19 protein-coding genes are annotated in these 23,638 nt (G+C 75.8%); 10 read left to right on the plus strand and 9 right to left on the minus strand.

Translation table 11 applies throughout. From position 1 onward, the window contains the following. Positions 1-24: 24 nt before the first annotated feature. From BDZ31_RS01705 to BDZ31_RS01720, 4 genes are all read right to left on the minus strand, one after another. Complete coding sequence (locus tag BDZ31_RS01705; protein ID WP_183338371.1) at positions 25-1,419, minus strand: hypothetical protein; 1,395 nt, start codon at positions 1,417-1,419, stop codon at positions 25-27. 221 nt (positions 1,420-1,640) lie between these two features. Then, complete coding sequence (locus tag BDZ31_RS01710) at positions 1,641-3,926, minus strand: FtsX-like permease family protein (protein ID WP_183338372.1); 2,286 nt, start codon at positions 3,924-3,926, stop codon at positions 1,641-1,643. A 70-nt stretch (positions 3,927-3,996) separates the two neighbouring features. After that, complete coding sequence (locus BDZ31_RS01715; RefSeq protein WP_183338374.1) at positions 3,997-4,686, minus strand: ATP-binding cassette domain-containing protein; 690 nt, start codon at positions 4,684-4,686, stop codon at positions 3,997-3,999. Further along, positions 4,683-5,207, minus strand: coding sequence for a PadR family transcriptional regulator (locus BDZ31_RS01720; RefSeq protein WP_183338376.1), 525 nt, complete (start codon positions 5,205-5,207; stop codon positions 4,683-4,685). Before BDZ31_RS01720 ends, BDZ31_RS01715 begins: the two co-directional genes overlap by 4 nt. Positions 5,208-5,323: 116 nt before the next feature. On the opposite strand from BDZ31_RS01720, the gene BDZ31_RS01725 reads away from it, so the two are divergent. Then, positions 5,324-5,815 carry a nitrogen regulation protein NR(II) gene (locus BDZ31_RS01725; RefSeq protein ID WP_183338378.1) on the plus strand — a complete coding sequence of 164 codons (492 nt, stop codon included), beginning with the start codon at positions 5,324-5,326 and terminating at the stop codon, positions 5,813-5,815. 25 nt (positions 5,816-5,840) lie between these two features. Here the strand turns inward: BDZ31_RS01725 and BDZ31_RS01730 are convergent, their stop codons facing one another. Both BDZ31_RS01730 and BDZ31_RS01735 read right to left on the minus strand, forming a co-directional pair. Then, on the minus strand, positions 5,841-6,485 hold the full coding sequence (locus BDZ31_RS01730; RefSeq protein ID WP_183338380.1) for a hypothetical protein: 645 nt from the start codon (positions 6,483-6,485) through the stop codon (positions 5,841-5,843). A gap of 88 nt (positions 6,486-6,573) precedes the next feature. Further along, the gene (locus BDZ31_RS01735; protein WP_183338382.1) at positions 6,574-7,215 is read right to left on the minus strand and encodes an FMN-dependent NADH-azoreductase; all 642 of its coding nucleotides are present in this window, start codon (positions 7,213-7,215) and stop codon (positions 6,574-6,576) included. Positions 7,216-7,292: 77 nt separating this feature from the next. Between BDZ31_RS01735 and BDZ31_RS01740 the strand changes: the two genes are divergently transcribed. The 5 genes from BDZ31_RS01740 to BDZ31_RS01760 all read left to right on the plus strand — a co-directional run bounded on the left by BDZ31_RS01740 (position 7,293) and on the right by BDZ31_RS01760 (position 12,809). Then, complete coding sequence (locus BDZ31_RS01740) at positions 7,293-7,805, plus strand: MarR family winged helix-turn-helix transcriptional regulator (RefSeq protein WP_183338384.1); 513 nt, start codon at positions 7,293-7,295, stop codon at positions 7,803-7,805. A gap of 160 nt (positions 7,806-7,965) precedes the next feature. Next, positions 7,966-9,081: a CapA family protein gene (locus tag BDZ31_RS01745; protein WP_221242782.1), complete on the plus strand. Its 1,116-nt coding sequence runs from the start codon at positions 7,966-7,968 to the stop codon at positions 9,079-9,081. Between the two features lie 29 nt (positions 9,082-9,110). Continuing rightward, positions 9,111-10,661, plus strand: a complete 1,551-nt coding sequence (locus BDZ31_RS01750) for a family 43 glycosylhydrolase (RefSeq protein ID WP_183338386.1) — start codon at positions 9,111-9,113, stop codon at positions 10,659-10,661. Between the two features lie 141 nt (positions 10,662-10,802). After that, positions 10,803-11,780, plus strand: coding sequence for a helix-turn-helix transcriptional regulator (locus BDZ31_RS01755; RefSeq protein WP_183338388.1), 978 nt, complete (start codon positions 10,803-10,805; stop codon positions 11,778-11,780). A 99-nt stretch (positions 11,781-11,879) separates the two neighbouring features. After that, a complete protein-coding gene (locus tag BDZ31_RS01760; RefSeq protein WP_183338390.1) occupies positions 11,880-12,809 on the plus strand; it encodes a hypothetical protein in 930 nt (309 codons plus the stop codon). Here BDZ31_RS01760 and BDZ31_RS01765 read toward each other — a convergent pair. Both BDZ31_RS01765 and BDZ31_RS24665 read right to left on the minus strand, forming a co-directional pair. Continuing rightward, the gene (locus BDZ31_RS01765) at positions 12,769-13,695 is read right to left on the minus strand and encodes a sterol desaturase family protein (RefSeq protein WP_183338392.1); all 927 of its coding nucleotides are present in this window, start codon (positions 13,693-13,695) and stop codon (positions 12,769-12,771) included. The two genes, BDZ31_RS01760 and BDZ31_RS01765, sit on opposite strands and share 41 nt — an antisense overlap. A gap of 372 nt (positions 13,696-14,067) precedes the next feature. Further along, positions 14,068-14,952: a FadR/GntR family transcriptional regulator gene (locus BDZ31_RS24665; RefSeq protein ID WP_246344374.1), complete on the minus strand. Its 885-nt coding sequence runs from the start codon at positions 14,950-14,952 to the stop codon at positions 14,068-14,070. Positions 14,953-15,229: 277 nt separating this feature from the next. On the opposite strand from BDZ31_RS24665, the gene BDZ31_RS24445 reads away from it, so the two are divergent. The 4 genes from BDZ31_RS24445 (at position 15,230) to hrpA (ending at position 22,331) form a co-directional block, all read left to right on the plus strand. Continuing rightward, a complete protein-coding gene (locus BDZ31_RS24445; protein ID WP_221242783.1) occupies positions 15,230-16,243 on the plus strand; it encodes a YybH family protein in 1,014 nt (337 codons plus the stop codon). A 77-nt stretch (positions 16,244-16,320) separates the two neighbouring features. Then, on the plus strand, positions 16,321-17,163 hold the full coding sequence (locus BDZ31_RS01780; protein ID WP_183338394.1) for a DMT family transporter: 843 nt from the start codon (positions 16,321-16,323) through the stop codon (positions 17,161-17,163). Between the two features lie 86 nt (positions 17,164-17,249). After that, positions 17,250-18,257, plus strand: coding sequence for an iron-siderophore ABC transporter substrate-binding protein (locus BDZ31_RS01785; protein WP_183338396.1), 1,008 nt, complete (start codon positions 17,250-17,252; stop codon positions 18,255-18,257). 63 nt (positions 18,258-18,320) lie between these two features. Continuing rightward, positions 18,321-22,331: an ATP-dependent RNA helicase HrpA gene (hrpA, locus tag BDZ31_RS01790; RefSeq protein ID WP_183338398.1), complete on the plus strand. Its 4,011-nt coding sequence runs from the start codon at positions 18,321-18,323 to the stop codon at positions 22,329-22,331. A 15-nt stretch (positions 22,332-22,346) separates the two neighbouring features. On the opposite strand, the gene BDZ31_RS01795 is transcribed toward hrpA, so the two are convergent. Beyond that, positions 22,347-23,585, minus strand: a complete 1,239-nt coding sequence (locus BDZ31_RS01795; RefSeq protein ID WP_183338400.1) for an ATP-binding protein — start codon at positions 23,583-23,585, stop codon at positions 22,347-22,349. Between the last annotated feature and the right edge of the window lie 53 nt (positions 23,586-23,638).

Below are 23,638 nucleotides of genomic sequence, written 5' to 3' on the forward strand. Positions count from 1 at the left end.
CGCGCTCGTTCCCGACGTCGCCCGCTACCCCGCGGCCAGCCCGCCGAGCAGGGTGCCGAGCGCGAGGCCGGCGCCCTGGGCGGTCGTCAGCCAGGTCAGCGCCTCGACCGCGTTGCGGGCGGGGACGAGGCGGTCGAGCAGCTCCAGCAGCGCGACGGTGAAGAGCCCGTAGCCGACGCCGGCGAGCGGGAAGGCCAGGCAGAGCGGGGCGAGCGGGTTGCCAGACGCACCGAGCGGCGTCGCGAGCAGACCGGCGGCGTGCGGGGATGCGGTCGTCGGGCTGAGCAGGGAGGCGAGCAGGCCGGCCGGGAGCGCGGTCGCGAGCAGCGCCAGCCCGCCGAGGGCGCGGGCGGCGGGGGCGCCCGCGCGGCGGCTTCGCCCGCTCCACAGCGCGCCGGCCGCGCTGCCGGCCGCGAGCAGCGCGAGCGGCAGCGCGGCGAGCTGCGGCGTCCCGGCGGCCTCGGCGCGGGCCGGCGCGAGCAGCTCGGCGGCGCCGAGCAGCGTGCCGGCGAGCAGGTCGCCGGCCAGCAGCACCTGCATCCCGCGGTTGCCGCGCAGCACCCCGCGCCGCCCACCTGCGCCGCACGGACCGCCTTCACCCGGACCTCTGTCATCCAGGTGTCGCTCTGCAACACCTGGATGACAGAGGTCTCCCCCGTCTCCCCCGACCGCCGGATCGGTGGGCGACGGGGCCGGCCGGGGGAGCGCCGAGGCCGCACGGGCGAGCAGGAGCGCCCCGGCGAGCGGGCCGAGCGCGAGGAGCGCCGGCGCGACCGCTGGAGCGGCGACGGTCGTCAACAGCGCGGCGAGCGCGGGGCCTGCGACGCCGCCGAGATCGCCGAGCAGCGCGTTGAGCGCGTGCGCCGTGCGGACGAGCGACGGCCCGGCGACGCGCGGCCACAGCGCTCGCGCCGCGGCGACCAGCGGCGGGGCACAGGCGCCGGCGAGCGCGGCGAAGACGATCAGCGCGGCGGTCGGCGCGCCCGCCACCCCTGCGTCGCCGCCGGCCGCCAGTACGCCGACGCCCGCCACCCCTGCGTCGCCGCCGGCCGCCAGCACGGCGCCGCCACCACCCGCACCGGCCGCCGGCATGCCGCCATCGGCCGGCGCGCCGGGCATGACGACGACACCGGCTGCCGCGGCGAAGGCGGTCAGCGCGAGTGCGTGGAGCAGGGCGAGGGCGAGCAGCGCGGGGCCGCCGCGGCGGTCGACGAGACGGCCGCGCAGCGGGGCGAGCGACGCGGAGGCGGCCGTGAAGGCGGCGGCCGTCGCGCCCGCCGTCGGGAACGAACCGGTCGCGCGCTCGGCCGCGAGCACGATCACCAGCACCAGGCCGCCGAACGACAGCCATCCCAGCGCGCAGGCGCATGCCAGCGCCCGCGCTCCCGGCCGCGCCAGCAGCGCGCCGTAGACCGACATCGAGGTCTCCTTCCGTCAGGCGCCGGCCCGAGCCGGCGCGGACACCGAACCGAACCGCCGGCGGGCGGCTACGGCGGCGTCAGGCGGAAGAAGCTGCGCGCGGTCACGACGACGATCCTACGCCGCCCGCCCCGCGCCGTCGACCGGCCCGGCGGAGGAGCGCAGGCCAGCGGTGCGCGCACGGGGCGGCGCAGCGGACGCGCCGGGGGCGAGCCGCGCCCCTACTCCGTCCGCAACCCCTCGGGGCGCATGGTGCGGCGCAGGGCGGGGAGGCTGGCGGCGGTGACGAGGAGGACGACGGCGGCGCCGGCGGCGGTCAGGCCGGCGATGCTGCCGAGGTCGAGGCTGACCGGCGCGCCGACCATCCGCAGCAGCGCCGCGCCGAGGCCGGCGCCAGCGAGCACCGACAGCGCCAGGCCGAGCGCGACGGGGATCGCCGTCTGCCACAGGATCGAGCGGGCGATCGCGCTCTGCGGCGTGCCGAACGCGGCGAGGACGGCGAGCGGCCGGCGCCGCTCGCGCAGCTGCTCGAGCCCGCCGACGAGCATGCTCGCGCCGATCAGCGCCAGCACCGCCACCGCGCCGGCGAACAGCGCCCGCCGCAGGGTGGCGTACTGGCGTCTGTAGCTGCGGTCGCCCATCGTGAAGACGTCGGCGGTCGGGTCGAGTCGCGCGACGGCGTTGCGGACGTGCTCGATCGCGTCGGGCGTCGTCTCGTCGAGCGTGACCGACGCGAGCAGCGTCCGCGGCGGCACGGCGACGCCCGCGAGCGCGCCGGGCGTCGCGAGCACCGGATCGGGGATCGAGCGGACCGCGCCCTGCGCCGGTTCGGTGCCGGGGAAGTCGACGACGCGCGCGTCGCGCGGCACCGTCCACGCGACCGCGTCGCCGAGCCGCACCCTCGCGCCCGGTCGCAGCGAGGTCATGCCGTCGAGCAGGAAGGCGTCGCCGTCCGCGCAGCGGCCGACCGGGACGACCGCCTGGAGCGTCGCGCAGTCGGCGACGCGAACGATCTCGGAGGCGGTCCCATGGGACGCCTCCAGCTGCTCGACCGCGAGCGCGCCGCGCACCCCGGCGCTCTCCCGCAGCGCAGCCGCGAGCCGCTCGGCGCCGCCGCCGAGTCGGCCGCCGCCGTCGTCTGCCAGCCACACGTCGGCGACCGCGTCGCCGCTCGCCTCCCGGCCGGTGACGTAGTCGCCCTCGACGCCGGAGAAGGTCGTCTGCAGCGCGATCGCACCGGCGACCGCGACGGCGATCCCGCTCACCACGCGCGCGGAGGCGCCGCTGTCGAGCTGCAGCCGCCGCGTCGCGAGCTGCCACGCGACGCCACCGCCTCCCAGCCGCCGAACGACCGCCTCGACGAGCCACGGCAGCAGCGCCGCGATGCCGACGAGCACGAGCACGACGCCGGCGGCGAGCTGTGCCTCCCCGCCCGACCCCGACGCGGCATCGCCCGCGCCGACCAGCGGGAGCAGCAGCAGCGCGCCGGCCGCCGGCAGCGCGAGCCGCCACCAGAGGCGGCGGCGGCGCGGCGCAGCGCGGCGGACGAGGCCGAGCGGCTCGACCGTGACTCCGCGCAGCGCGACCAGCGTGACGAGCACCGCGGCGGCGGGGACGCCGAGCGCGACGGCGGCCGCGAGCGGCACGCTCGGCGTGACGTCGGCCGGGAAGACGCTCAGATCCCAGAGCGTCACGTCGCGCGCCAGACCACGCACGAGCAGGAACAGCAGCCCGCCGAGCAGCAGGCCGAGCAGCGCCGCGACGAGCGCCTCGCCGGCGGCGATCCGGCGCGTCATCCGCATGTCGGCGCCGAGCAGCCGCAATGCCGCCAGCCGCCGGTCGCGTGCCTCGCCGCCGAAGCGGACGGCGGCGGCGATGAAGACGGCGACCGGCACCAGCAGCGCCGTCAGCACGACGACCGCGAGCGCCTGCAGGACCGGGTCGAGCCCCTCCGGCTCGACGTCGGCGCCGAAGCGGTCGATGCGACGGGCGCCGGCATCGGCGAGCGCGTCGCTGCCGAGGTAGAAGGCGAGCTCGGCCGGTCCCGCGAGGCCCTCGTCGCCGATCGTCCCCGCGATCGGGTGCGGCAGCCGCTCGCGCAGCAGCGCCCCCTCCTTGGAGCGCAGCAGCGTCGCGAGCGCCGGCGAGACGAACAGCTCGCCCGGTCGCGGGAGGCGGTCGAGCCCGGGCGGGATCGGCGCCTGCGCTCCCTCCGCTCTCAGCAGGCGGCCGCGGAGGTCGCGGTCGCGGAACTCCCAGTTGGCGTCGGCGACCAGCAGCGTGCGATCGCCCGCCCGCTGACGCGCCTCCTTGGACGCCGCGTCGGCGCGCGCGGCGTCGCGGGCGTCGCGGCCGTCGATCATCCGCGGGACCGACGCGGCGACGAGCAGCAGCGCGACGCCGAGCGCGACGCCGACCGCGGTCAGCGCGACGCGCGTCAGCGAGCCGCGGCCGCCGCTGCGCGCCAGCCGCGCCCCGATCGCCAGCTCGCGCGCCCACGCCCTCACGAGCCGACCTCCGCCGCGGAGAGGCGGGCCGCGTCGACGGGCGTCACCGGCGCGATCCCGGGGCGCGCCCTCACGACGCCACCGGCGCGGTCGTGCGGGTGCGGCCGTCGCGGACGACGACCTCCCGGTCCGACCAGGCGGCGACGCGCGGCTCGTGCGTGACGAGCACGACCGCGGCGCCGCTGTCGTGCGCGGCCTCGCGCAGCAGCCGCATCACGTGCTCGCCGTTGAGCGAGTCGAGCGCGCCGGTCGGCTCGTCGGCGAACAGGACGCACGGCTCGGTCGCGAGGGCGCGGGCGATCGCGACGCGCTGCCCCTGTCCGCCGGAGATCTGGCCGGGCGTCTTGGCGGCCAGCTCGCCGACCTCCAGCCGCTCCAGCCACGTGCGCGCCCGGCGCTCGGCGTCGCGGCGGGAGGCGCCGTCGAGCCGCAGCGGCAGCGCGACGTTCTCGACGCAGCTCAGCTCCGGCACGAGCTGGCCGAACTGGAAGACGAAGCCGAACTCGCCGCGCCGCAGCGCGCTCAGCGCGGCGTCGTCGCAGGCGGTCAGGTCGCGGCCGCGGTAGCTGACCCGGCCCTCGTCGGGGCGGACGATGCCGGCGAGGCAGTGCAGCAGCGTCGACTTGCCCGAGCCCGACGGGCCCATGACTGCGACCACCTCGCCGGCGGCGACGGCGATCGAGGCGCCGTCGAGCGCCGTGCTCTGCCCGAACGCCTTGCGCAGACCCTGCGCCGCCAGCAGCGGCTCGGAGGCGCTCACGCGACCACCTCGGCCCGCAGCTGGTCGAGCCGGGCGGCGGTCAGCTCCAGCCAGCGCAGATCGGCCTCCAGGTGGAAGAGCGCGTGGTCGCAGACGAGCTGGTCGGCGAGGTCGCCGGCGGCCTTGCGGCGCGTCAGCTCGCGCATCAGCTGGAGATGGGCGGCGCGCTGGACGTCGAGCACGTCGCTCGCCGGGCGGTCGGTCAGCAGCGCCAGCACGACCTTGGCGTAGAGCGTGCTCTGGAGGTAGGGCTCCGGTCTCTCCGGCTGGCCGAGCCAGAGGCCGACGTCGGCGACGCCCGCGTCGGTGATCGCGTAGCGCTTTCGCTCCGGGCCGCCGCCTGGCTCGATCCCGTCGACCTCGACGAGGCCGTTTCTGAGCAGGCGCGAGAGCGTCGCGTAGACCTGCCCGTAGGCGAGCGGGCGATCGTGGCCGAAGCGCTCGTCGTAGGTGCGCTTGAGGTCGTAGCCGTGGCGCGGCCCGGCTTCGAGCAGCCCGAGGAAGGTCTTCGCGATCGACATGGGCGAGCACTATACACGCGGTGTATACCCGGGGTGTATAGACATTCGCTCGACAGACGCCGTCCGTCACACCAAACCCTTACACCCGAAACAGGCGCGCTTGCGATACTCGCCGCATGGCCTCGGCGCACCGCCCCACGCTCCGGCTCGTCCCCGCGACGGGCGAGGAGCCGCGTTCGACGCGCTGGTTCTGCGGCCATTGCGGTGCGCTCAGCGACGTCGTCCCGGCGCCGCCGGCGCGCGTCTGCGGCGACTGCGGGCTCGGCCTGCTGCTGGAGGCGCGCGACGACCTCGTCCCGCAGGCCGGCGAGTCCTTCCTGATCGTCGACGCCGCGCTCGCCGTCCAGGCGCTGTCGGCCGCGGCCGAGCGGCTGCTCGCCGTCAGGGAGCAGGACGTCGTCGGCCGGCCGGTCGCCGAGCTGCTGGCGCCGGCCGACGCCGAGGCCGGCGGCCCGACCGGCTTCGCGCACGCGATCCACCTCTCCGCCCGCGGCGACGACGAGCCGCACCGGGCCACGGTCCGCCCCGCCAACGTCTTCGGCGTGCGGATGAGCGCGCGCGTCGGCCTCTGCGGCCCGCCGCGCGCCTCGCTGGTCGTGCTCGAGTAGCGGGCGCGCGCCCGCGGCCTCGCGCTCAGCCGCCGATCTGGCGGTAGAGGACCGGCAGGTCCGGATAGCCGCTCGACGCCCAGCCGGAGCGCTGGAGCGCCGCGATCTGCGCCTCCGGCGCCTGGCCGGCCGTCGTGAGGATCGACTGGACGCCGGCGCTCGCGCGGCCGTAGCCGTCGACGGTGTCCTCGCCCTTCAGCCACCCGGCGGTCGCGTGCGCGGCGGCGATCGGGTCCGACCAGACCGCTGCGTTCGCGCCGTAGGTGCCCGAGTCGGTCCAGCCGATGTTGAGCCAGTTGTGGTTGCCCTGCGCCTCGCGCGATCTGGCGGCGGTGCTCGACTGCTCGGCCAGCATCCAGGACGCGATCACCTGCGGATGGAGGCCGGTCTCGGCGGCGAGCTGGCCGGCGAAGGCCCGCTGGCCGGGCGTCATCAGCGACGAGGCCTTCGCCGACAGCGCCCCGGTCGCGCCGGCGAGCACGTTGCCGAAGCTCGCCGGCTGCACGCCGGTCGTCGCGCCGGGGCCGGCGAGCGCCGCGGTCGCCAGCGGCTGGCTCGCGACGGCGGTCGCGGCCGTCGCCGGAGCAGGCGGGAGCGCCGCGCCGCCGTGCAGCGGCGCGATCATCGCCTGGATCTGGCTGATCCGCTGGAGCGCGAGGTCGAGGCTCATCTGCTGACCCGGTGATCGGCGGCGGGGAGGCGGGCTTGAGCGGCGGGCCGGCGCGCGCCGGCCCGCCGACCCGCCGGGCCCGAGCGGCCTACGCGGCCACCGGCGTCCACAGCCCGTCGACCTCGCGCCGCGCCGCCTCCAGGCTCTCGGCGGCGAGGTCGCGCAGCTCGGCCATCGCGGGCGTGACGTCGGCGAGCGTCAGCTCGGCGACGATGAAGCGCGGCTCCAGGCCGGTCATGCTGAGGCCGTGCGGCAGCCAGGCGCCGGCGTGGTCCCAGCCCTCGCGCGGCGTGCCGAGCCCGTAGCCGCCGCCGCGACTGGCGAGCACGATCAGCTCGGTCCCTCCGAGCAGGCCGTCGCCGCCCGCCGGATCGGTCGACAGGCCCGGGAAGAGCAGGTGGTCGACCCACGCCTTGACGGTGCTCGGAGCGCCGAAGTTGTAGAGCGGCAGGCCGAGCAGCACGACGTCGGCCGCCTTCACCTCGTCGACCAGGCGCCGTGACAGCTCGTATGCGGCGGCCTGGGCGGGGGTGCGCCGCTCGGCGGGGACGGCCCGCGCCGCGAATGCGTCGCCGTCGAGGTGCGGAAGCGGGTCGGCCGCGAGATCGCGATGGACGACGGTGCCGCCGGGATGCGCGCGCTTCCAGCGCTCGGCGGCGCGCGCGCTCAGCGAACGGCTGATCGAGCGATCGCCCTGGATGCTCGCGTCGAGATGCAGAAGATGGGCCATGGTTCCTCACAAAACATTTGTGGAGCACAAACGAGTTGCAGTGTAGAACATGTTTGGCAGCCACCTACAATCGAGCGATGGCGACCGCGCGCACCACGCCCCATTCCGTCTCGGCGCTGCTCGACCACCTCGCGCGACTGTCGCGGGTCCACACCGAGGCGACGCTCGACGCGCGCGGCCTGCGCCAGCGCCACCTCGTCGCGCTGACCGTCCTGCGCGAGCACGCGCCGGCGACGCAGCAGGCGCTCGCCTCCGCGCTCGCGATCGACCGCACCAACCTCGTCGGCCTGCTGAACGAGCTGGAGGGCGACGGCTACGTCGAGCGCCGCCGCTCGGCCGAGGACCGCCGCCGCCACATCGTCGAGCTGACGCCGGCCGGGGAGCGCGCGCTGACCGGCGCCGAGCAGGCGATCGAGCAGGCCGAGGCGGAGATCTTCCACGGCCTCAGCGAGCAGGAGCGCGCGACCCTGCGCGCGCTGCTCCAGCGCGCGACCGCCGGGCACGTGCTCGACTGCGCCGCCGCGGCCGGCCTGCGCGACCCGGTCGAGACCGCCCGCGACGAGGACGAGGGCGCCGTCCCGGCCGCCTGAGCGGCGCGCTGCGGGCGGAGCGCCGCAGGCCGGCGCGCGACCTGAGCGCCGGCGCGCCGGCCGTCACCCGCCGGGTGACGCGGCCCTCATAGAGCGCCGACGCGCCATCTACGATGCACCGAATGGCAAGAGAACGGCGCGGCGCGTCGAATCAGTCGCCGTGTCGAGGGGAACCGCCCGCCGCCGTCGCGCGGCCCACGTCGTGATGCCGTTCGCCGCGGCCGCCGCGCTCGCGCTGCCGCTCGCCGGCTGCGGCGGCGCCGGCGCGGGCGGCCCGGCCGTCGCCTCCGCCGAGCCCGACCCGCTCGGCAGCGGCCGCTCGGTGACCTTCGCCTTCGGAGGCGACGTCCACTTCGAGGAGGGCCTGCGCACGCGGCTGGACGCCGACCCGCGCACGGCGCTCGACCCGCTGCCGCGGCTGCTGCGCGGCGCCGACGTCGCGATGGTCAACCTCGAGACGGCGGTCACGACCGACGGCGGGTGCCCGCAGAGACAGCCGAAGCAGTTCACCTTCGCGGTCGGCTCGAGCGCCTTCGCGGCGTTGAGAGCGGCCGGCGTGACGGTGACGACGATGGCCAACAACCACGGGCTCGACTGCGGTCGCGCCGGCCTCGTCCAGTCGCTGGAGGCGGCGAGACGGGCGGGGATGCCGCTGATCGGCGTCGGCGCCGACCGCGACGCCGCGTTCGCGCCGTACCGGACGCGCGTCAACGGCCAGCGGATCGCGATCGTCGCCGCCTCGCAGGTGCTCGACGACGAGCTGCGAGGCGAATGGATGGTGACCGACGAGCAGCCGGGGATGGCGACCGCGCGCGACCTCGGGGGGCTGGTGCGGGCCGTGCGCGAGGCGCGCGCGAGCGCCGACACCGTCGTCGTCTTCCTCCACTGGGGGACCGAGCTGGGCCAATGCCCCAACCCGAGCCAGCCGCCGCTGGCGAGACTGCTCGCGGCCGCCGGCGCCGACGTCGTCGTCGGCTCCCACGCCCACGTCCTGCTCGGCGCCGGCTACCAGGGCCGCACGCTCGTCGCCTACGGCCTCGGCAACCTCGCCTTCTACGCGAAGGGAGCGCCGAGAACGACGAGCGGCGTCCTGCTCGTGACCGTGACCGGCCGCCGCGTCGACCGCCACCGCTGGCGGCCCGCCGTGATCGAGGACGGCGCGCCGGTGCCGGTGCGCGGCGGCGCGGCCGACGCCGCCCGCGCCGCGTGGCGGGAGCTGCGCGGCTGCACCGGGCTCGCCGCGCGCCCGAGCGGCGCGTACCTGACAGCGGAGTGACCGGACGGCACCGATACGCTGGCACGAGCGTGCCCAGCCGTGTCGTCACCGCCCTCGTCGGGCTGTTCGCGCTCGCAGCGGCGCTGCCGCCCATCTCCGGCGCAGCCGCGCGGAGCGCCGCGCCGACCTTCTCCAACCCCGTGATCGCGGGCCAGTTCGCCGACCCGACGGTGCTGCGCGACGGCGACGTCTACTACCTGTCGGTGACGAGCCGCGCGTGGGCGCCGATCTTCCCGCTCTTCCGCTCGAGGGACCTCGTCAACTGGGAGCGGCTGCCGGCCGCGATGGCACGGCCGCCGGCGTGGGCGAGCGCGCCGTTCTGGGCGCCCGAGCTGGTCCGCTGGGACGGCGAGACGCGGATCTACTTCACCGCCCGCCCGCAGCGCGACATCCACGCGCCGTGCATCGGCGTCGCGCGCGCCGCCTCCCCCGACGGGCCGTACCGCGACCTCGGCAGACCGCTGCTGTGCCCGCCCGACGGGGCGATCGACGCCTTCGTCGCGCGCGACGAGCACGACAACCCCTACCTGCTCTATCGCCGCTTCGCCGGTGAGGGCGGCATCTGGGCGCAGCAGCTGAGCGCCGACGGCCTGCGCGTCACCGGCCCCGAGCGCCTGCTGATCGCGGTCGCGCCCGGGGACGACGGCGTCGTCGAGGGACCGGCCGTGATCGCGCGCGACGGCGCCTTCTTCCTCACGTTCGCGGCGCGCAACTGCTGCAAGCCGCCGTGCGACTACGTCCAGGCGATCGCCCGCTCCGACCGGCTGCTCGGGCCGTACGTGCGGGCGCCCCGCCTGGCGCTCGCGGGGACGCCGCGCGCTCGCTGCCCCGGTCACGGCACGCCGGTCGACGATCCGCTCGGCGGCGGCTGGTTCCTCCACCACGCGGTGCTCGCCGACGACCCGGTCAACGCCCGCCGCAACGTCTTCCTCGAGCCGCTCAGGTGGGGGCTCGACGGCTGGCCGGTGCTCGGCGACGCCGGCAGACCGCTGCTGCGCGCGCCCGGGCCGCCCGGCTTCGCCTTCCGCGCCCCGCTGCGTCAGACCCCCGACCTGAACGCGCCGTCGCTCGACGTCGGCTGGGAGTGGCCGTGGAACAGACCGGCGCGCGCGAGCCAGCGCGACGGCCGCATCACGCTCGGCGGCCAGCCGCGCGGCGCGGTGCTCGCGCGACAGGTCGCCGGCAGGATGGTGCGCGCCGAGGTGCGCACGACGGCGCGCGGGTGCGTCCCGGGCCTCGCCGCCGTCCAGGGCGACGAGCACGCCGGCGAGGCGATCGGCGTCGAGCGGCTCGCCGACGGGCGACTGCGCGCCTGGCGCGGCAGGGCCGGCGCCGGCGCGGGCCGCACGCTCGCGACGGTGACGCCGCCGGCGGGCGCCGTGCGCGCGACCCCGACGCTCGCGCTGACCGTGCGCGACAGCCGGCTCGTGCGGCTGTCGGTGCGCGCCGGCGGGCGGACGTACCGCATCGGCGGGGCGTTCGCGACCCCGCCGAAGCGGCGCGTCGTGCGCCTCGCGCTGACCTGCCGCGGGCCGCGCACGGCGCAGGCGCGCTTCGAGCGGCTGAGGATCTCGGGCTAGTCGGTCGCGCCGCGCGCTCGTCCGGCGTCCGCTCGACGGGGCGCTCGACGACGGCCGGACAGCGCGGCGGGCGGCCGGTGCGGCGACGGCTCGGCAGGCTTCAGGTCAGCACCTGTCCTCAATCCCTGCGAGCCTGTCGCCATGCTCGAGACCTCGGGACGCCTGCTCAGACTGCTGTCGCTGCTGCAGATGCGGCGCGAATGGAGCGGCGCGGAGCTGGCCGACCGACTCGGCGTCACCCCGCGCACGATCCGCCGCGACGTCGACAAGCTGCGCGAGCTCGGCTACCCGGTCGACGCGACGCGCGGCGTCGCCGGCGGCTACCGCCTCGGCGCCGGCGCCGAGCTGCCGCCGCTGCTGCTCGACGACGAGGAGGCGGTCGCCGTCGCGATCGCGCTGCGGACCGCGACCGGCGGCGCGGTGGAGGGGATCGGCGAAAGCTCCGTGCGGGCGCTCGCGAAGCTCGAGCAGGTGCTGCCGAGACACCTGCGCCGGCGGGTCGGCGCGCTCCAGACCTTCACCGCCGCGCTGCCGATCGCGACCGACGCCGCCGTCGACCACGAGCTGCTGAGCCTGATCGCGAGCGCCGCCCGCGACCGCGAGCGGCTGCGCTTCTCCTACCGCCGCCACGACGGCGCGAGCGGCCGGCGGCTGGTCGAGCCGGTCCGGCTCGTGCACGCGGAGCGGCGCTGGTACCTCGTCGCGTGGGATGTCGACCGCGACGACTGGCGGCTGTTCCGCGTCGACCGGATCGACGGCAGGCCGATGGTCGACCGCCGCTTCGAGCCGCGCGATCCGCCGGCCGAGGACGTCGCCGCCTACGTGCAGCGGCAGGTCGCCAGCGCGCGCGGGCGGGTTGAGGCGCGCGTGCTGCTGCGCCTGCCGCTCGAGGAGGCCGTCGCGCGCGTGCCGTACCTGTCGGCGTCGCTGACGGCCGTCGACGCGGAGAGCTGCCTGCTGAGCACCCACTCGGAGTGGTACGGCGGCCTCGCCGTCCACGTCGCCTCGATCGGCTGCGAGTTCGAGGTGCTCGAGCCGCCGGCGTTCGTCGCCGAGGTCGAACGGCTGGCCGGCGCGTTCGGTCGCGCCGCCGGCGCCGCGCGCGGCGACGGCGGCTGAGTCGGGCCGGTCCGTCTCGCCGGCGCGGAACCCGCCTGCACGACGCATGACGTCCGTTTCGTTCAAGCGCTCCGGTGCGCGGCGCGCGACGATCTCCCCATGATCGATCTCGCCGCAGCCCGCGACTTCATGGCCACCCATGCCCGCCTGCTCGACCGGCGGCATCTCGACGTCGTGCTCGGCGGCGGCGCGCCGGCCGCCGTCGCGCTGACCGCGACGCTCGTCGGCTACCGCAATCCCGACGGCGGCTTCGGCTGGGCGCTGGAGCCCGACCTGCGCGCCGAGAGCAGCCAGCCGGTCGGGGCGCTTCACGCGCTCGAGCTGCTGGAATCGGCGCTCGCCGCGGGGCTCCCTCCTGACCGCGCGAGCGGCGGAACGCCGGTGCCGGCCGAGATCGGCCGCGCGCTGTGCGACTGGCTCGACCGCGTCACGCTCGCCGACGGCGGCTTGCCCTTCTCGATCGCGGGCGCCGCCTCTCCCGGAACCGCGCCGTGGTGGGCCGGCGCCGACCCGACCGTCTCCTCGCTCCACATCACGGCCGGGATCGCCAGCGCCGCCCACCGCCTCGCCGACCTCGACCCGGGCGTCGCGGCCCACCCGTGGCTGGAGCGCGTCACCGCGTACTGCCTCGGCGAGATCGGCCAGATGCGCGAGCGCGGGCCGGCGTACCAGCTGCGCTACGTGCTGTGGCTGCTCGACGCCGCGCAGGCGCGCGTCCCCGCCGCGGCCGCGGAGCTGGAGCGGATCGCGGCGTTCGTGCCGGCCGACGCCGAGCTGCCGGTCGAGGGCGGCGTCGAGGGCGAGCGGCTGCGCGCGCTCGACATCTCGCCGCTGCCCGGCCGCCCGCTGCGAGCGCTCGCGCCGGCCGACGCCGTCGCCCGCCATCTCGACGACCTCGAGCGCGAGCAGCGGGAGGACGGCGGCTGGACGGTCGACTTCCCGTCGGCGTCGCCGGCCGGCGCGATCGAGTGGCGCGGGATCGCGACCGTCAGAGCGCTCGCGCTGTTGCGGGCGCACGGTCGTCTCTGACCGGTTCCGGCTCCAGCTCGGCGCGCTCGGGTCGCGGTCGCCAGCCCGGTCCGCGGAAGGCGTAGCCGAGGCGGTCGCGCCAGCCGCGCGCCCGCCGCACGTCGCGCCAGATGTCGACGTACTCGTGGAAGGCGACGCGGACCGGGTTGAACGTGTCGATGTTTCTCGTCAGCCCGTAGCGGACCCGCTCGCCCTCCGGCTCGAAGGTGCCGAAGAGGCGGTCCCAGACGATCAGGATCCCGCCGTAGTTGCGGTCGAGGTACTGCTGCTGGGAGCCGTGGTGGACACGGTGGTGGCTCGGGGTGTTGAAGATCCACTCGATCGGGCGCGGCAGTCTCCCGATCGTCTCGGTGTGGAGGCCGAACTGGTACAGCAGGCTCCACGACTGGGCGAGGAAGATCGTCCACACCTCGAAGCCGGCGAGCGGCATCCAGATCCAGAACAGCCCGACGCCGAACGGCGTCCAGTCCTGCCGCAGCGCGGTCGAGAGGTTGAAGTGCTGCGAGCTGTGATGGACGACGTGGGTCGCCCAGAAGAAGCGGACGCGGTGGTGGCAGCGATGCCAGATATAGAAGGTGAAGTCGTCGGCAAGGAAGAGCAGCGCCCAGCCCCACCAGGCGTCGGTCGGGATCCGCAGCGGGGTGAGCGTGAACAGCGCCGCGTAGACGGCGACTATGCCGAGCTTGAAGATCCCAAGGATGACGAGGTGGCCGATCCCCATCGCCAGGCTCGTGCGCGTGTCGCGGAGCTCGTAGCCGATCGGCGCGCCCGGGTCTCGCTCGCGCCCGTCCGCGCTCGCCTCCCGCGCCTCGCGCACGAGCACGGCGAACTCGACCGCCATCGACAGCAGGAAGAACGGAACCGCGGCGAGGAAGACGCCGAGCACGGCTCACCTCCGGATGCGCGCCGGGCGAAGCTGGAGCCCGTCCTCCCGGTCGCACACCTCGCTCCGCACGCTGGTTGGACCAGTTGCCGAACTGGTTATACCAGTGGTGACGAGCCGCGGCAACCGCCGGCCGCGGCACCACACACCCCGGCCAAATCCCCACATCCGACGGGACAACGCTCGTATGAGTGGCGATCAGGGGTCGCAATACGACCCCAAATCGCCACTCATACCGCGGTGGTCACGAGGGATGTGGGAGGGGCGCGTGGTGGCGGGGCCGGCGGAGGTGGCGGCGCGGGCGCGGGTGGCAGCGCGGCGCGGGCGCGGGTGGCAGCGCGGCGCGGGCGCGGGTGGCAGTGCGGGGCAGCCGGCTCAGGCCGGCGGCTCGTCGGCTTCGAGCAGCGCGCGGGCGGCGGACTCGGCGGCGGCGGGGTCGCCGGCGGCGATCGCGTCGCCGAGCGCGTGGAGGCGCACCGGGTCGTCCGGGACGAGCGCGATCGCGAGGCGCGGAAACGACGCGAGCGCGGCGAGCAGCGAGTTGAGCGCGAGCCGGTAGGCGAGGTTGCCGGCGCCGACGACGATCTCCCGCCACAACTCGTCGTAGAGCGCGAGCACCGTCTCGTCTGCGGCACCGTCGGACGCGCGCTGGTCGGGACGGCCGGCCGCGCGCCGATCGGCGCCGTCAGGCGCGCGCTGGTCGGGACGGCCTGGGGCTCGCGGGTCGGTACCACTGGACGCGCGCTGGTCGGCGCCGCCGGGGGCGACGGGCGGGCGGGGTTCCGCACCGACCGAGGCGCCGGGGGCGTGCGCGCCCCCGGCACCCGGCGCGCGTGCCGCGGCGAGCGCGGCAGCGAGCGACGCGATCCGCTCGCGGGCCGCGGCCGGGGCGCGCTCGGCGCAGCGGCGGGCGGCGTCGGTGCCGATGCAGGCGCGCAGCTCGAGCACCGCGCGCACCAGCTCCTTGGGCGGCAGCTCGCCGGGGTCGTCGATCAGGTCGAGCAGTACCTCCAGGCCGCCGCGCTCGCGCCAGTCGAGCACGCGCGTCGGGCCGCCCTGGCTGATCTGGACGAGTCCGGCCTGCTCCAGCCGCTTCAGCGCCTCGCGCACCGCGTGGCGGTTGACGCCGAGCTCCTCGGCGAGCACCCGCTCCGAGGGCACCGCAGCGCCCGGCTCCAGCCGCCCGCTGAGGATCTCCTGCCGCAGCCGCTCGTGGACGACGTCTGAGACGCGTCGTGCCTGGATGTCGCCAGCGGCCATCGCACCGGTTGTACCAGTGCGCGCCGGCCGCGGGTCGCGCCGGCCGCAAGCGACGGCCAAAGCACACGCCGACGACGCGCCGACCGCCGATCGCGCCGGACGCAAGCGACGGCCAAAGCACACGCCGACGACGCGCCGACCGCCGGTCGCGCCGGACGGCCGTGCGGGCGGAAGCCGGCGGTCGAGCGCATGTCGGCGGCGCGGGCGCGTCGGCGCAGCGGCGGCGCTCGGCGGGCGGGGCGGCGTCGCGGTCCGGCGCAACGGGTACCACCGGTCGATGAACCGCCGCCACCGCAACCACCACTCGCCCCACGCCCCCGAGGCGCGCCCGGCCAGCGCGATCGGCGCCAACGCTCGCGGCTCGACCGCGTTCGGCGCGGTCGCGGGCGGTGCGCTCGCCGTCGGCGCCGCGGCGATCGGCCGGCTCGCGATCGGCCGCCTCGCGATCGGCCGCGCGAAGGTGAAGCGCCTGGAGATCGACGAGCTGGTCGTCAACCGCGTCCACGCGCCGACCGGGCCGTTCGCCGGACGCGCGGCGTTCGGCGGTCCAGGCGCCGCCGCGCCCGCTCCCCCGCCACCCGGCGCCCCCACACCGGCGCCGCCCGCCCCGTCCCCGCCACCCGGCGGACCCGCTGCGGGCGGCCACGCCGGCCCGCCTCCGCCACCCGGCGGACCCGCTGCGGGCGGCCACCCCGGTCCGCCTCCGCCACCCGGCGGACCCGCTGCGGGCGGCCACCCCGGCCCTCCCCCGCCACCCGGCGGACCCGCTGCGGGCGGCCACCCCGGTCCGCCTCCGCCACCCGGCATCCCGCCTGCGGGCGCCCACCCCGGCGCTCCCGCGCCGCCGCCGGGCGCCCCGCCTCCGGGCGCCGCCGCGGCCGGTCCCCCGCCGGCACCCGGCGACGCCCAGCTGCGCGACCGCGCGGCGGCGTGGGTGGCCGCGTACGAGCGCGCGTGGCGGACGGCCGGGACCGAGCCGGTCGCCGATCTGTTCGCCCCCGACGCGACCTACTCGCTCAAGCCGTTCGAGCCGACCCTGACCGGCCACGCGGAGATCATGGAGTTCTGGGACGCCGGCCGCGACGGCCCCGGCGAGCCGTTCACGCTGACGAGCGAGCACGTCGCCGCCGAGGGCGACGTCGCGGTGCTGCGGACCGAGGTCGTCTACGGCGCGCCCGAGCGGCGCTACCGCAACCTCTGGATCGTCCGCTTCGGCCCCGACGGCCGCGCCGTCGCGTTCGAGGAATGGCCGTTCGCGCCGAGCGGCGGCGACGGGAGCGAGACGGCCTGACGCGGCGCCCCGGCTCCGCCGTCGTTGTTCGCCGCGGTCGTTGACCGCGCCCGGCGCAACTGCGAGCTTGGCGGGCGATGACCGCACTGCTGCTCTCGCTCGGCGCGTCGCTCACCTGGGGCGTGGCCGACTTCGGCGCCGGCACCGCCGGCCGCTCGCGCAGCCCGGTCGCGGTCGCGCTGATGCTGCGCTTCGGCGGCCTCGTGTCGATCGGGCTGGTCGCGCTCGCGCTCGCCGCTCCGTGGGACCCGCCGCGGATGCCGCTGGCCGTCGGCGCCGGCGTCGCCACGGCGCTCGGCGGCATCGCGCTCGTGCGCGCGCTGGCGATCGGCCCGATGGGGATCACCGCGCCGATCATCGCGACGAGCGGCATCGTCCCCGCGGTCGTCGGGCTGTTCGGCGGCGCCGGCCTCGGCGCGGTCACGCTGGTCGGACTCGCCGTCGCGTGCGCCGGCGCCGTGCTCGCCAGCCGAGCACGCGGCCACGGCGGCGAGCGCGCGAACCGGGCGGGCATCGCCGCGGCGGTCGTCACGGCCGTCCTGATCGGATCGGCGCTGCTGCTGATCCACGAGGCCTCCAAGGAGGTCGTCGTGACGGCGGTGCTGACGCAGCGGCTGACCGAGGTGACGCTGCTCGCTGCGCTGTTCGCGACCCGCCGAGCGCTGCGACGCGAGGCGCCGCTGCGGCCCAGCGCCGCGATCCTCGGCCTCGGCGTCGTCGAGTCGTGCGCGATCACCCTCTACGCGACCGCCGCCGCGCTCGGGCCGCTGACGCTCGCTGCGATCCTCTCGTCGCTCTACCCGGTCGTCACGGTGGTGCTGGCGCGGACGATCCACCACGAGCGGCTGACGCGGCTGCAGCGGACCGGCGCGGCGCTGACGCTCGCCGGCGTCGCGCTCGTCGTCGCCGGGACCGCCTGAGCACCACCCCGTCCGCCGAGCACCGCCTGCGGACCGGCGCGGGGTACCCGGCATCACCCGCACGCGATCGTTGTTAGGGTGCCCTAATGCGCTCGATCACCCGAATTCCGCTGCTGGCCCTCGTCGCCGCGCTGCTCGTGACGCTCGCGGGCTGCGGCTCCGACGACGACAGCGGCGGCAACGCCGCCACCACCACCGCGGCGACCTCGACCGCGACCGCCGGCGCCTTCCCCGTGACGATCGAGAACGCGCTCGGGACGGTCGAGATCGAGCAGGCGCCCGAGCGCGTCGTCGCGCTCGACTTCCCGTCGGCCGACGCGGCGCTGGCGCTCGGCGTCAGACCGGTCGCGATCGCGAGAGTCGACTACGCCGACGACGGCATCCAGCCGTGGACGAAGGAGGCGCTCGGCGGCGAGCGACCGAAGCTGCTGACGACGTCGACCGGCTACCCGGTCGAGCAGGTCGCGGCCGAGCGACCGGACCTGATCCTCGCCACGAACGCCTACGGCATCGGCGACGTCTACGACGAGCTGCGGCAGATCGCCCCGGTCGTCACGTTCGAGACCGGCGAGGGCGAGGACAGCTGGCAGCAGTCGACCGAGCGGATCGGCCGAGCGCTCGGCAGAGCGCAGGAGGCGGCCGACCTGATCGCCGAGACCGAGCGGCAGGTCGCCGACGCCCGCAGAGCGAATCCCGACTTCGAGGGCAAGGAGATCGCCTTCTTCAACGCCGTCGACAGAACGGCGTGGGCGATCAACCGGCACGAGGACTTCTCGATCAAGTTCCTCGCCGACCTCGGCTTCGTCCTCTCCCCGCAGATCGCGAGACTGAGAGGAACGGAGGGCCGCGCGCAGATCAGCGCCGAGCGCTACGAGCTGCTCGACGCCGACGTCGTGATCGGCACCTCGCCGTCGCCGGCCGAGCTGAGAGCGCTCGCCGCCAACCCGCTGTTCGAGCGGCTGCCGGCCGTCAGAGCGGGCCGCTACGTCGAGCTGCCGCTGTCGCCGGCGACGTCGATGGCCTTCCCGTCGGCGTTGAGCGTCCAGTACGGCCTGCGGGAGATCGTGCCGCTGCTCGAGCAAGCGGCGCGGTAGCGCCGGCGGCGCCCGCCCCGGCTCAGCCGCCGGGCCGGGCGCCCCGCCTCCTATCCTGAGGGGGTGTCCTCGCAGTCCCTCCCGGAGGCGCCGCTCGCCGACCTGCGCGCCCGCCTGCCCGAGCTGACGATCCGCGACGAGCACCGCATCAAGCGGCGCTTCGACCGCCTGCGCGGGATCCACGGCGACGAGGCGCGCGGCGAGGAGCTGCTGAAGATCGCCACCGAGATCGAGCGGGCGGAGGCGAAGGTCGCCGCGAGGCGGCTGCTCGTCCCCCAGGTCTCCTACCCGCCGCAGCTGCCGGTCAGCGCGCGCAAGGACGAGCTGGCGGAGGCGATCCGCGACAACCAGGTCGTCGTCGTCGCCGGCGAGACCGGTTCGGGCAAGACGACCCAGCTGCCGAAGATCTGCCTCGAGCTGGGGCGCGGGGTGCGCGGCGCGATCGCCCACACGCAGCCGCGCCGGCTGGCCGCGCGGACGGTCGCGGAGCGGATCGCCGAGGAGCTGAACGTGCCGCTCGGCGACGCCGTCGGCTACTCGGTCCGCTTCAACGACCGCTCCAGCGAGGAGACGCTCGTGCGGCTGGTCACCGACGGCCTGCTGCTGGCGCAGATCCAGCGCGACCCGCTGCTGCGCCGCTACGACACGATCATCGTCGACGAGGCGCACGAGCGCAGCCTCAACATCGACTTCCTGCTCGGCTGCATCAAGCGGATCCTGCCGAAGCGGCCGGAGCTGAAGCTGATCGTCACCTCCGCGACGATCGACCCGCAGCGCTTCTCGGCCCACTTCGACGACGCGCCGATCGTCGAGGTCTCCGGCCGCACCTACCCGGTCGAGGTCCGCTACCGGCCGCTGGCGGTCGAGCCGCCCGAGGGCGAGGACGGAGACGGCGACGCGCCCGAGCCCGACGACCGCGACCAGGTCGACGCGATCGGCGACGCCGTCCGCGAGCTGCAGCGCGAAGGCCGCGGCGACGTGCTCGTCTTCCTCTCCGGCGAGCGCGAGATCCGCGACACGGCCGACGCGCTCAGCTCCCGCTTCGGGCAGAGAATGGACATCCTGCCGCTCTACGCGCGGCTGGCGACCGCCGAGCAGCAGAAGGTCTTCAGAGCCCATTCGAGACCGCGCGTCGTGCTGGCGACCAACGTCGCCGAGACGTCGCTGACCGTCCCGGGGATCAGATACGTCGTCGACCCCGGCAGCGCCCGCATCTCCCGCTACAGCGCGCGGCTGAAGGTCCAGCGGCTGCCGATCGAGCCGGTCTCGCAGGCCTCCGCCGACCAGCGCAAGGGCCGCTGCGGCCGCACCTCCGACGGCATCTGCATCCGCCTCTACTCCGAGGAGCAGTTCGAGGCCCGCCCGCGCTTCACCGACCCGGAGATCCTGCGCACGAATCTCGCCTCGGTGATCCTGCAGATGGCGGCGCTCGGACTCGGCTCGATCGAGGAGTTCCCGTTCCTGGAGCCGCCCGACAGACGCCAGGTGCGCGACGGCGTGCTGCTGCTGCAGGAGCTGGGGGCGTTGGCGCCGCCGCGGCGCTCCGACGGCGACGGCCGCAGCCGCGAGCTGGGGGCGCTCGACGGCGGCACGCTGACCCCGCTCGGCCGCAAGCTCGCGCAGCTGCCGGTCGACCCGCGGCTGGGCCGGATGGTGCTGGAGGCCGACCGGCTCGGCTGCGCCAGCGAGGTGATCGTGATCGCGGCGGCGCTGTCGATCCAGGACCCGCGCGAGCGGCCGACCGAGCACCAGGCGCAGGCCGACCAGTCGCATGCGCGCTTCAAGGACGACCACTCCGACTTCGCCGCCTACCTCAACCTGTGGAGATACGTGCGCGAGCAGCAGCGCGCACTGTCGAACTCGCAGTTCCGCAAGCGGCTGAAGAGAGAGTTCCTCCACTACCTGCGCGTGCGCGAGTGGCAGGACCTCGCCGGGCAGCTGCGCGAGGCGGCCAGGAGCGTCGGCGTGAAGCTCAACCAGCAGCACGCCGAGCTGCCGGAGGTCCACAGAGCGATCCTCGCCGGCCTCCTCTCCCACCTCGGCGTGAAGGAGGCGAGCGCGAGAAGACGGGGCGAGTACCTTGGCGCGCGCGGGGCGAGATTCGCGATCTTCCCGGGCTCGGGCCAGGCGCGCAGACAGCCGCCATGGGTGATGGCGGCCGAGCTGGTCGAGACCTCGCGGCTGTGGGGCCGGGTCGTCGCGCGGATCGAGCCCGAGTGGGTCGAGCCGCTCGCCGAGCACCTCGTCAGACGGACCCACTCGGAGCCGCGCTGGGAGAAGAAGCGGGCCGAGGTCGTCGCGACCGAGCGGGTGACGCTGTACGGGCTGCCGATCGTCGCGGCGCGGACGGTCTCCTACGCCAGGATCGACCCGGCGCTCGCGCGCGAGCTGTTCATCCGCCGCGCGCTGGTCGAGGAGGAGTGGCAGACGCGCCACCGCTTCTTCCACGACAACCGCGAGCTGATCGAGCGGATCGAGGAACTCGAGCACAGAGCCCGCCGCCGCGACATCCTCGTCGGCGACGACGTCCTGTTCGACTTCTACGACGAGCGGATCCCGGCCGAGGTCGTCTCCGGCGCCCACTTCGACAGCTGGTGGAAGCGCGCCCGCCAGCGGGATCCGAGACTGCTGACCTTCACGAGAGAGCTGCTCGTCGACCGCGACAAGGCCGCCGGCGCGCTCGACGAGCGGGCGCGGCCCGACAGCTGGAGCCAGGGGACGCTGGAGCTGCCGCTCACCTACCACTTCGAGCCGGGCGCCGACCACGACGGCGTCACCGCGCACGTGCCGCTGTCGGCGCTCGCGGGCCTGAGAGAGCAGGGCTTCGAGTGGCTCGTGCCGGCCTTCCGGCTGGAGCTGGTGACGGCACTGATCCGCTCGCTGCCGAAGGAGCTGCGGCGGCCGCTCGTGCCGGTCCCCGACGTCGCGGCGCAGATCGTCGGCGCGCTGACGCCCGAGGACGTCGCCAGAGGCGCGCTGCTCGACACGATCGCGCGGTTGATCGGCAGAGTGCGCGGCGTGCGCGTCGCGCCCGGCGACTTCGACCGCTCGCGGCTGCCGGCGTGGCTGCGGATGCGCTTCTCGATCGAGGACGAGCGAGGGAGAGTGCTCGCCGAGGGCGACGACCTCGAGGCGCTGCGGGCGCGCGTGCGGCCGCGGCTGCAGGCGCAGCTGACGAGACGGGCCGGCTCGTCGCTGGAGAGAACCGGCCTGAGCGCGTGGACGATCGGGACGCTGCCCAGAACGGTCGAGCTGCCCGGCAGCGGCGGGATCGCGAAGGCCTACCCAGCGCTCGTCGACGAGGGCTCGACGGTCGGCGTGAAGGTGCTCGACACGCCGGCGCAGCAGTGGGCGGCGATGCACGCCGGCACGCGGCGCCTGCTGCTGCTCTCGGTCCCGCCGGCGACCGTCAGACAGGTGCAGAAGCAGCTCGGGATGGGCGACGCGCTGGCGCTCGCGGCGGCGCCCCACGGCGGCGCCGGCCCGGCGCTCGACGACGCGCTGCTGGCCGCCGTCGACGGTCTGATGGCCGAGGCCGGCGGTCCGGCGTGGGATGCCGCCGGCTTCCAGCGGCTGCGCGACCACGTCGCCGGCGAGCTGTTCGAGCGGACGCTCCAGCTCGCCCGCCAGGTCGCGCGGATCCTCGCGCTGCGCGGCGAGATCATGGAGCGGATCGCGCAGCTGTCGGCGGCCCAGTTCGAGCCGGTGCGGCTCGACGTCGCCCGCCAGCTCGGCCGGCTCGTCTACCCCGGCTTCGTCGCCGCGACCGGCGCCGCACGGCTGCCCGACGTCGAGCGCTACCTGCGCGGCGCGCTCCATCGCCTCGAGCGCGTCCCCGACCACCGCGCCGCCGACGCCGACCGCATGAAGGCCGTCCACGAGCTGGAGGAGGCCGTCCGCGAGCGGCGCGACAGCTGGCCGCCCGGCCGACCCATGCCGCCGGTGATGTTCGAGCTGCAGTGGCAGCTGGAGGAGTTGCGCATGAGCCACTTCGCGCAGGGGCTCGGCGTCAGAGGCCAGGTCTCCTCCAAGCGGATCCGCAGACTGCTCGCGGAGGCGTGGGCGGCGGGGTAGGCGGTCAGCTCGCCGTCAGCGCCAGAGCCCGCTCAACGGCACCGCCCACAGGCGCTCGCCGAGCGGCACCGTCGCGCGTCCCGTGCAGAGCACCACTCCACAGACGAAGCGGTCGCCGAGGCGGTCGCGCAGATATCGAAGCCCACGGGTGTCCGACGTGGCGACGGTGGCGGCGGCCTTGACCTCCACCGCTGCGATCCGACCGTCGGCCGCCTCTACGACGACGTCGACCTCCCGCCCGTCGCGGTCGCGGAAGAAGTAGAGGTCGCTGAGCAGCTCCTCGCACCATCCCGCCTGACGCACGAGCTCGTTGACCGCGAAGGTCTCGAGCGCCCGACCGCCCAGCGAGCCGTCCGCCACGAGCCGTTCGGCCGACGTCCCGAGCAGAGAGCAGAGCAGCCCGCTGTCCGTGACGAACAGCTTCGGCGTCTTCACCTCGCGTTGACTGAAGTTCCCCGACCACGGCCGCAGCAGGTGCACGAGGAACAGTTGCTGGAGCAGCGCGACGTGCGCACGCGCGGTGTTGGGACTGACGCGCATGTCCCGGCCGAGGCTGTCGAAGTTCGCCAACTCCCCGGAGCGCGTCGCCACCGTCCGCAGGAGCCGCGGCATCGAGCTCGGATCGGTCTGCGGCGCAACGTCCCGGAGATCCCGGCCGAGCAGCGTCTCGACGTACGCGCGGAAGTACCCCTGGCGGCGCAGGTCGTTGCGGCCGTAGGCGTCCGGGAAGCCCCCGCGCGCGATCGTCTCGGCGTGCGACGCGAGGCCGGGCGACTGCTCGTAGAGCTGCGGCGGACGCCCCGCGAACAACTGGTCGATCAGCGTTTGCTCGGTGCCATGCAGCTCGCTCTGAGCGAACGGCCAGAGGCGCAGGTACTCCGCTCGACCGGGCAGCGCGTCCGCGACGCCGCGCTGGGTGAGCAGATCGGCCGAGCCGGTGATCACGAACTGGCCTGGCGTCGGATCGGCGTCCACCACGATCTTCAGCGCCAGCATCAGGTTCGGCGCTCGCTGTATCTCGTCGATGATCGCCGGGCGAGTGACACCCGCCAGGAAACCGTCGGGGTCGCGCAGCGCCTGTTCACGGACGGTCTGGTCATCGAGTGTCACGTAGGCCCGAAAGCCCCGCCCGTCGAGCAGCGTTCTCGCGAGCGTGCTCTTGCCCGACTGACGCGGGCCAAGGATGGCGGCGACCCGCGTGTCGGCGAGGATCTCGTCGAGCCGAGGTGTCAGGGCACGCCGGATCAACGCCATGCCGGCAGCATAATACCTCGGCTGATCTTCAGGCGTCGACCTCGCTGATCTGC

Origin of the sequence: Conexibacter arvalis (genome assembly GCF_014199525.1) — a bacterium.
GTDB classification, from domain to species: Bacteria; Actinomycetota; Thermoleophilia; order Solirubrobacterales; family Solirubrobacteraceae; genus Conexibacter; species Conexibacter arvalis.

What these genes read in the sequence shown, in the direction of transcription:
- BDZ31_RS01755 (WP_183338388.1), top strand. Translation starts at nt 10,803, where the DNA reads ATGCTCGAGACCTCGGGACGCCTGCTCAGACTGCTGTCGCTGCTGCAG.
- BDZ31_RS24665 (WP_246344374.1), bottom strand. Translation starts at nt 14,952, where the DNA reads ATGGCCGCTGGCGACATCCAGGCACGACGCGTCTCAGACGTCGTCCAC.
- BDZ31_RS01785 (WP_183338396.1), top strand. Translation starts at nt 17,250, where the DNA reads ATGCGCTCGATCACCCGAATTCCGCTGCTGGCCCTCGTCGCCGCGCTG.
- BDZ31_RS01735 (WP_183338382.1), bottom strand. Translation starts at nt 7,215, where the DNA reads ATGGCCCATCTTCTGCATCTCGACGCGAGCATCCAGGGCGATCGCTCG.
- BDZ31_RS01730 (WP_183338380.1), bottom strand. Translation starts at nt 6,485, where the DNA reads ATGAGCCTCGACCTCGCGCTCCAGCGGATCAGCCAGATCCAGGCGATG.
- BDZ31_RS01795 (WP_183338400.1), bottom strand. Translation starts at nt 23,585, where the DNA reads ATGGCGTTGATCCGGCGTGCCCTGACACCTCGGCTCGACGAGATCCTC.
- BDZ31_RS01720 (WP_183338376.1), bottom strand. Translation starts at nt 5,207, where the DNA reads ATGTCGATCGCGAAGACCTTCCTCGGGCTGCTCGAAGCCGGGCCGCGC.
- BDZ31_RS24445 (WP_221242783.1), top strand. Translation starts at nt 15,230, where the DNA reads ATGAACCGCCGCCACCGCAACCACCACTCGCCCCACGCCCCCGAGGCG.
- BDZ31_RS01725 (WP_183338378.1), top strand. Translation starts at nt 5,324, where the DNA reads ATGGCCTCGGCGCACCGCCCCACGCTCCGGCTCGTCCCCGCGACGGGC.
- BDZ31_RS01705 (WP_183338371.1), bottom strand. Translation starts at nt 1,419, where the DNA reads ATGTCGGTCTACGGCGCGCTGCTGGCGCGGCCGGGAGCGCGGGCGCTG.
- BDZ31_RS01760 (WP_183338390.1), top strand. Translation starts at nt 11,880, where the DNA reads ATGATCGATCTCGCCGCAGCCCGCGACTTCATGGCCACCCATGCCCGC.
- BDZ31_RS01740 (WP_183338384.1), top strand. Translation starts at nt 7,293, where the DNA reads ATGGCGACCGCGCGCACCACGCCCCATTCCGTCTCGGCGCTGCTCGAC.
- BDZ31_RS01780 (WP_183338394.1), top strand. Translation starts at nt 16,321, where the DNA reads ATGACCGCACTGCTGCTCTCGCTCGGCGCGTCGCTCACCTGGGGCGTG.